The sequence below is a fragment of the Enorma sp. genome (assembly GCF_982429025.1).
This window is the reverse complement of record NZ_CEWCAA010000029.1, coordinates 20,255-27,449: the sequence shown is the minus strand read 5'-3', so window position 1 is coordinate 27,449 and position 7,195 is coordinate 20,255. Positions and strand designations below refer to the sequence as shown.

Here is a 7,195-nt window from a genome sequence, read left to right as displayed (position 1 = left end):
TATCGGTGGTGGGGGATGCTACGCTTCGTCAAGCGGCGGCATGGGTGTCCAATCGCGATCGCGATAGATGCGTCGTGCCGCGCGCATACCGCGCACAAGCTGCGCAATGCCCGTCTTGAAGGTACGGTCGACTACGGCCAGGCGGATGAGCTCCTTCGAAAAGGTCGCGAACGTTCCCACGCCATAGAGCACGCGATGATAGTCGCCATGCTCGCGCAGGTAGCGCGCTAGGAACCCGCGATTGCGCATGATGTAGAAGCGGTTGGTGTCGCTCGTGCTGTTGAGCTGCCGCTTTCCCGCGATATCCCAGTTTGAGACCACGCGGCTGCGCTTGAGGATAAGGTCGGCAACCACCACGCATTCGGTCACCTTCGATGCAAGGTAGCCGTAGCAGGCGTCGTCGCCGTAGATGAAGAAGCGGGCGTCGGGAAAACCGATCTTTCGCACCACATCGCGCGAGAAGAGGCCTCCTTCGAAGCAAAGCGAGTTCATGTGCTTGTAGCCCTCCGGCCCAAGGTCTGCGGGAGCCAGCGGGTTGGGAATGCCAAGGCGCAGAAGCTGCTGGTACTGCCAATAGAAAGGACCGTCGTCGTAATCGAGACGCGATCCCTGCACCACCTGGTAGCGCGCTCCCCAGCGGGCGAGGCGGTCGATGGCCTCGGGCATGACCTCCACGTCGTCGTCCATGACCCAGAACCACTGGGCACCGAGCTTCCAAGCGTGCTGCACGCCAGCTGAGAATCCGCCCGCGCCACCGGTGTTCTCATATTGAGGCACGCAGATCATGCGGTCCGTCCCACCGAGCGCATCGGCATCTGCGGCGCCCCAGAGCTCGGCGAAGCGCTTGTTCGCGCTGTGCACGAGCGCTTCGGTTGCAGGGGATGCCTCGTTGTCGATGACGATGATGCGCCACGGCGCCTGCGTGAGGGTGGCGAAAGAATCGAAGAGGCGAGAGAGAAGCTCTTGCCGCTTATACGTGACCACGACGATGGCCAAGCGGTCGAGATGTTCCTGAGCGCCGCCGGCGGGCGCATTCGATGTGTTGGCTGCTGCGCTCACCCGCGCCGCCCCTTTCCTCGTGCCGGAGCATGGTTCCCGGTCCATCCCGGGCCTCCCCATTATACGCGAGAGCGCTTTTCCGGGTCTCCGGCCCCGCATCCCCCGCCAAATTCCGCGAAACGTGCGCTCGGCAGCGTGGCGTCTCGCTGCGGGCGCACCGACGCGGTATCATGGGGCCGTGCTTAGCTATATGAAGAAGGAGGGGTTTGTGGGTATCTCGCCAGCCGATGCAGCCGTGGCAGGGGGCAGGGCGTCCGGGAACGCTGCCGCGCCCGTGGCCTCGTTGCTCATGCCTATCTACAACGTCGAGCGCTATCTCGAGGAGAGCATCGCCTCGGCGCGCGCGCAGACGCTTCGAGACATCGAGATCATCTGCATCGACGACGGCTCGACCGACGGTTCGCCCCAGATCATTGCGCGCGCGGCTGCCGAAGACGAGCGCATCCGGGTCATCACCAAGGCCAATTCGGGTTACGGGGATTCTATGAACCGAGGGCTCGATGCTGCGCGCGGTGCCTACATCGCCATCCTGGAGCCGGACGACATCATGTATCCCCGTGCGCTCGAGATGCTCGTTGCTGCCGCCGAGGATGCGGACGCCGTGATTGCCAAGGGCAATTTCGACCTGTACTGGTCGACTCCGCAGGAGCGCCGTGAGTTCTTCGAGGTCGCGCGTGCGGAGCGCTGCGGTGTTCCGGTGCGCCCCCGCGAGGATCCGTTTATCTTCGGGCAAAAGCCCTCCATCTGGTCGGCCGTCTACCGGCGTGCGTTCCTTGCCGAGAACGGCATTCGCTTCCTGCCCACGCCAGGTGCGGCGTTCCAGGACACGTCGTTCTCGTTCAAGGCGTATGCCTGCGCGGAACGCGTGGTGTACGTGCACGACCCCGTGCTCGCATACCGGCAAGATAACGAAGGCTCTTCGGTCAACGCGTCCAACAAGGTGTATTGCGTGTGCGAGGAGTATGCCGAGATCGAGCGTTGGCTGAGCGCGGAAGCGCCCGCTCGCTTTGGGGCAGACGCGGCCGCGCGCCTTCTGCGTAGCGCGCTTGTTGCAAAATACGATTCCTATATGTGGAGCTACGTGCGCTTGGCCCCGCAATTCCATGTTGAGTTTCTGGAGCGCATGGCGGCCGAGTACCGTCGGGCGCTCGACGCGGGGGAGGTCGCCCTCGACGACATGAAGCCGTGGAAGCGGGCAAACCTTAAGGGGATCTTGCGCGATCCCGAGGCGTGGGAGCGAGCGAATGCCTCGTATGCCACAGCGGGGCCGGCTGGCCGCGCACTCCATTATCTCAAGCTCGGCGGGCCGGGGCTTCTGCTTGCGTATGCCAGGAACAGGTTGGGCCATGAGTAGGCCTGCGGAAGGGCGCGCTCCAGCGGTATCGCTCGTCATGCCCGTGTACAACGCGTCGTCCACGGTGGGGGAGAGCGTCGAGTCGGTGCTTTCTCAGACCATGGGCGACCTTGAGCTTATCTGCGTGGACGACGGCTCGACGGACGGCTCGCGAGCGGTGCTTGAGGGCATTGCTGGTCGCGATGCCCGCGTTCGGGTGATCGCGCAGAAGAACGCCGGTCCTTCCGCCGCGCGCAACACGGGGCTCGATGCGGCGCGGGGGCGCATCATCTGCACGATCGATGCCGACGATGCACTTGTGCCGGAGCACTGCGCCCGCTTGGTCGAGGTTTTTGAGCGCACCGGCGCCGAGGTCGTGGTGTTCGGCGCGGTGTGCGAGCCGGAGGACGCGGCGTCGGAGCGTATCCGTGAGCTTTTGAGCCCCAGGGCAGCGAGCTATGCATCTTTCGCGCCCGAGCTGCTGTTCTCCGCGCATGCCCAACCCTACGCGTGGCGGGCGGCGTGGACGCGATCGCTGGAAGAGCGCGAGCGCGTGCGGTTCCCTGAGGGCGTTCGCCTTGGTGAGGACGCTGCGTTTCTCTTCACGCTTTATCCGGTGGCGCACGGTATCGAGCTGATTTCCGACAAGCTATACCGCTACCGTATGGTGGGCGGATCGCTCACGCACGCGCTGGACGACCCGGCGGTGCTTGCGCGGAAGGTTGCCCAGCACCTGGGCGCGTTCGAGGCGATTTTTGCGGAATGGTCGCGTCGCGGGCTCGAGTCGCTCTGCCCCGCGCAGATGGTGACGTGGTGTTTGGATATGACCGCCTTCGACCTCGTGCGCTTGCCTGCGAAGGAGGGGGCCGCCGCCGTCGCGCGTCTTGCGCAGGCTTTGGCGGATGTTTATGGGGAAGCTTGGGCGGAGCTCCCCCGGCAGCAGGCCGTACGGCGCACGGCGCGGCGCGTTGCCGACGCTGCCGCCGCGGGCACGGGTCTTACGCTGGGCAAAATCGACATCGTGCGCTTTTTTCTCGCCACCCGTGGCCTTCGCGCGTGCGTGCAGCGGTTCCTGCGATAGGTCGGGGTGCCAAGCTGCCGCCCGCAGCATTGCGCATGTTCGTTCCACTTTTGGGAACTTCTTTTCCGGTGTCATGGGGTAACGCCTGCCAAAGCATGGAAACCGTGCAGGATATCGCTGGGCGTAAGGCGGCTATCTTATGCCGTGCGCAAAAGATATTCCCAAAAGTGGAACGAACGCGCGCGGACGGCGCCCTTCCTGTCCCCGACCCGCTGCAACAACCAATGCGGGTTAGAATACTGAGCAAAGAATGTCCGATGCAAAGGAGTTCGGCATGGATGAGCTGATGTTCACGGGGGCCTGCGGCACGGGATCGCCCGACCCTGCTGCGCGCGACGGGTTCTTTCGCGTTGCGGCTGCGACGCCCAAGATTCGCGTGGCAGATGTGCAGGGCAACGCCGAGGCCGTCCTCGCGTGCGTGCGCGCGGCGGCCGAGGGCGGCGTGGGTGCGCTCGCATTGCCGGAACTGTGCCTAACCGGCTATACCTGCGCGGATCTCTTTTTGGACCGCGCCTTGCTGCGCGAGGCGGAGGCTGCCCTCTGCTGGCTTCTCGAAGAGACACGCGCCCTCTCCATCATCTTTACCGTCGGTCTTCCCGTGGCGCATGCTGCGGCGCTCTATAACTGTGCTGCCGTCTGCTGTGCGGGCACATTGCTCGGGCTTACCGCCAAGCAGCATATTCCCAACTACGGCGAATTCTATGAGCGCCGCTGGTTTACTCCAGCGCCGGCGGAGCCAAAGATCGTCCCCTTGTTTGCAGGCCAGCGCGACGTGCCGCTCGGGGCGCGCATCGTCTATCGCTGCGAAGATGCGGGCGCCTCATCGGTGGCCATCGGTGTGGAGGTTTGCGAGGACCTTTGGGTTCCCGAGCCGCCTTCGACCGCTATGACGACCGAGCTCGGCGCGACCGTCATCCTAAACGCCTCTGCTTCGGACGAGATCATCGGCAAGGCGTCCTACCGCCGCCAGCTCGTGAGCCAGCAGTCGGCGCGGCTGTACTGCGCCTACGCCTACGCCGATGCCGGGGAGGGCGAGTCTACGACGGATCTGGTCTTCGCGGGTGAGAACCTCGTCGCCGAGAACGGATCGGTGCTCGCCAAGACGCCGCTCTTCAGCTGCGAGATGGCTGTGGCCGATGTCGATCTCGACCGGCTCTGCGCCGAGCGCCGTCGCTCTACCACCTGGGCTCCCTCGCCGCTTTCGCACGGCTTGGCGCGCGAGGTGCCGTTCTCGTTTGCAGCCGCACGGGGTGAGGCGCGAGAAGGGGAGGGCGTTCCCGCCACGGCGCCCCTCATGCTCTCGGCGCTTGATATCAACCGCGTCTTTCCGCAGGCTCCGTTCGTGCCTGTTGATGCGGGCGACCTTGCCGAGCGCTGCGAGGAGATCTTGAGCCTGCAGGCCGCCGGCCTCAAGACGCGCCTCGCCCATACGGGCACCAAGCGCGCGGTCATCGGCCTCTCGGGCGGGCTCGACTCCACGCTCGCACTGCTCGTGACCGTGCGCGCCTTCGATGCGCTCGGGCTTTCGCGCGATGGCATCACGGCCGCGTCGATGCCGGGCTTCGGCACCACGGTGCGCACCAAGACGAATGCCCAGACGCTCGCCGAGGCACTCGGGGTGAGTTTCCGTGAGATTCCCATTGGGGCGGCGGTCGAACAGCACTTCTCCGATATCGGCCACGATCCCGCGGTGCAAGACGTGACCTATGAGAACAGCCAGGCGCGCGAGCGCACGCAGGTGCTCATGGACCTCGCCAACCAGCAGGGCGGCTTCGTAATCGGCACGGGCGACCTTTCGGAGCTGGCGCTCGGCTGGGCTACCTACAACGGCGATCACATGAGCATGTATGCCGTGAACGCGAGCGTGCCCAAGACGCTCGTGCGCCACCTCGTGCGCTACGCGGCCGGGGTTTTCGGCGGGCAGATTGAAGAAACGCTTCTCGACATTCTCGATACGCCCGTCTCGCCCGAGCTTCTGCCTCCTACGGGCGACGGCCAGATCGCGCAGAGGACCGAAGATTTGGTTGGCCCCTACGAGCTGCATGATTTCTTCTTGTATTACCTGTTGCGCTTTGGATTCGCGCCGGGGAAGATCTTCCGCATGGCATGCCGCTCGTTCGAGGGTGTCTATGATCGCGAAACCATTCACAGCTGGCTGCGCGTGTTCTACCGCCGGTTCTTCGCTCAGCAGTTCAAACGCAGCTGCCTGCCCGACGGTCCCAAGGTGGGTTCGGTGACGCTCAGCCCCCGCGGCGACTGGCGCATGCCGAGCGACGCCAGCGCGCGCCTCTGGCTCGCCGAGATCGATGGTCTCGAAAAATGATAAAACGGGTCAAAATGGGACGGGGTTGTTTTGACCCATTCCGGCCTGCCCCGTCGCCTTGCCCCTTTTGGGACGGGGTCATTTGGGGCCATTCGCGGCCTCCCGCGGCGCCCCTCCTTGGCTAGGTAACCAGTTGCTGTCAACGAAAGGATCTTCCATGCAGTTTTCCCAGCGTCTTGATCGGTTTGGCGCGGAGGTTTTCAGCTCGCTCAACGCCAAGCGCTTGAAGCTTGAGGCCGAGGGCCGTACCATCTACAACCTGTCGGTCGGCACGCCGGATTTCGCTCCGTACGACCACGTGGTCCAAGCGCTGCGCGATGCCGCTGCCGATCCTGCACAGTGGAAGTACAGCCTGGGCGACCTGCCCGAGCTCAAGCAAGCGGTCTGCGATTATTACGAGCGTCGCTTCGGCGTGGAGGGCATCACGCCCGATATGGTCGCGAGCTGCAACGGGACGCAGGAGGGCGTGGGGCATCTGGGCTTGGCGCTGCTCGATCCCGGCGATACGGTGCTCGTGCCCGACCCATGCTATCCCGTATTCGAGGCTGGCGTGAAGATCGCCGACGGAGAGCTCGCATACTACCCGCTCAATGCCGAGCATGATTTCCTTCCGTACGTGGCGGGCATCGACCCCGAGGTCGCGGATCGCGCGAAGTACATGATTGTCTCTCTGCCGGCGAATCCGGTGGGTAGCGTTGGCACGCCCGAGCTCTACGAAGAGATCATCGCGTTCGCGCGTGAGCACGACCTCATCATCGTGCACGATAACGCCTATTCCGACATCGTGTTCGACGGGCCCCGCGGCGGTAGCTTCCTGAGCTATCCCGGCGCGCTCGAGGTGGGCGTGGAGTTCTTCTCGCTCTCCAAGTCGTTCAACGTCACGGGCGCCCGCATCGGCTTTCTCGTGGGTCGCGCGGATGTGGTGGCGGCGTTCGCGAAGCTCCGCAGCCAAATCGACTTCGGCATGTTCTTTCCCATCCAGAAAGCCGCGATCGCCGCGCTCACCGGTCCGCTTGATGAGGTTGAGAACCAACGTCTTAAGTACCAGGAGCGCCGCGACGCGCTCTGCGACGGGCTCGAGGCGATCGGCTGGGAGCGCCCCAATGCGCACGGTTCGATGTTCGTGTGGGTGAAGCTTCCCGGCGGCCGCACCGATTCCATGGCGTTCTGCGAGGAGCTCATGGAGCGGGCGGGCGTGGTGGTCACGCCGGGTGCGAGCTTTGGCCCGCACGGCGAAGGCTATGTGCGCATGGCGCTCGTGCTTCCGCCGGACGGCCTGCGTGCTGCCGTCGCCGCTATCGAGGCGGCGGGCATCCGCTGATGCGGGGCACCTCGGCGCGCATTGCGGTGCTTTCGTCGTATGCGGCGCATGCTGGGCATCTCGGCGTATGAAATGTTG

5 protein-coding genes are annotated in these 7,195 nt (G+C 64.7%); 4 read left to right on the top strand and 1 reads right to left on the bottom strand.

All coding sequences use genetic code 11. The annotated features are described in order from the left end of the window. Nucleotides 1-18: 18 nt before the first annotated feature. The gene (locus AC1VS5_RS06265) at nt 19-1,104 is read right to left on the bottom strand and encodes a glycosyltransferase (RefSeq protein ID WP_204665913.1); all 1,086 of its coding nucleotides are present in this window, start codon (nt 1,102-1,104) and stop codon (nt 19-21) included. A gap of 163 nt (nt 1,105-1,267) precedes the next feature. On the opposite strand from AC1VS5_RS06265, the gene AC1VS5_RS06260 reads away from it, so the two are divergent. The 4 genes from AC1VS5_RS06260 (at nt 1,268) to AC1VS5_RS06245 (ending at nt 7,117) form a co-directional block, all read left to right on the top strand. Beyond that, the gene (locus AC1VS5_RS06260; RefSeq protein WP_481218066.1) at nt 1,268-2,413 is read left to right on the top strand and encodes a glycosyltransferase family 2 protein; all 1,146 of its coding nucleotides are present in this window, start codon (nt 1,268-1,270) and stop codon (nt 2,411-2,413) included. Next, the gene (locus AC1VS5_RS06255) at nt 2,406-3,473 is read left to right on the top strand and encodes a glycosyltransferase family 2 protein (protein ID WP_481218065.1); all 1,068 of its coding nucleotides are present in this window, start codon (nt 2,406-2,408) and stop codon (nt 3,471-3,473) included. Before AC1VS5_RS06260 ends, AC1VS5_RS06255 begins: the two co-directional genes overlap by 8 nt. Before the next feature lie 274 nt (nt 3,474-3,747). Further along, a complete protein-coding gene (locus AC1VS5_RS06250) occupies nt 3,748-5,796 on the top strand; it encodes an NAD(+) synthase (RefSeq protein ID WP_481218064.1) in 2,049 nt (682 codons plus the stop codon). A 157-nt stretch (nt 5,797-5,953) separates the two neighbouring features. Continuing rightward, the gene (locus AC1VS5_RS06245) at nt 5,954-7,117 is read left to right on the top strand and encodes a pyridoxal phosphate-dependent aminotransferase (RefSeq protein ID WP_019128081.1); all 1,164 of its coding nucleotides are present in this window, start codon (nt 5,954-5,956) and stop codon (nt 7,115-7,117) included. Nucleotides 7,118-7,195 lie beyond the last annotated feature (78 nt).

What these genes read in the sequence shown, in the direction of transcription:
- AC1VS5_RS06265 (WP_204665913.1), bottom strand. Translation starts at nt 1,104, where the DNA reads ATGGACCGGGAACCATGCTCCGGCACGAGGAAAGGGGCGGCGCGGGTG.
- AC1VS5_RS06255 (WP_481218065.1), top strand. Translation starts at nt 2,406, where the DNA reads ATGAGTAGGCCTGCGGAAGGGCGCGCTCCAGCGGTATCGCTCGTCATG.
- AC1VS5_RS06245 (WP_019128081.1), top strand. Translation starts at nt 5,954, where the DNA reads ATGCAGTTTTCCCAGCGTCTTGATCGGTTTGGCGCGGAGGTTTTCAGC.
- AC1VS5_RS06250 (WP_481218064.1), top strand. Translation starts at nt 3,748, where the DNA reads ATGGATGAGCTGATGTTCACGGGGGCCTGCGGCACGGGATCGCCCGAC.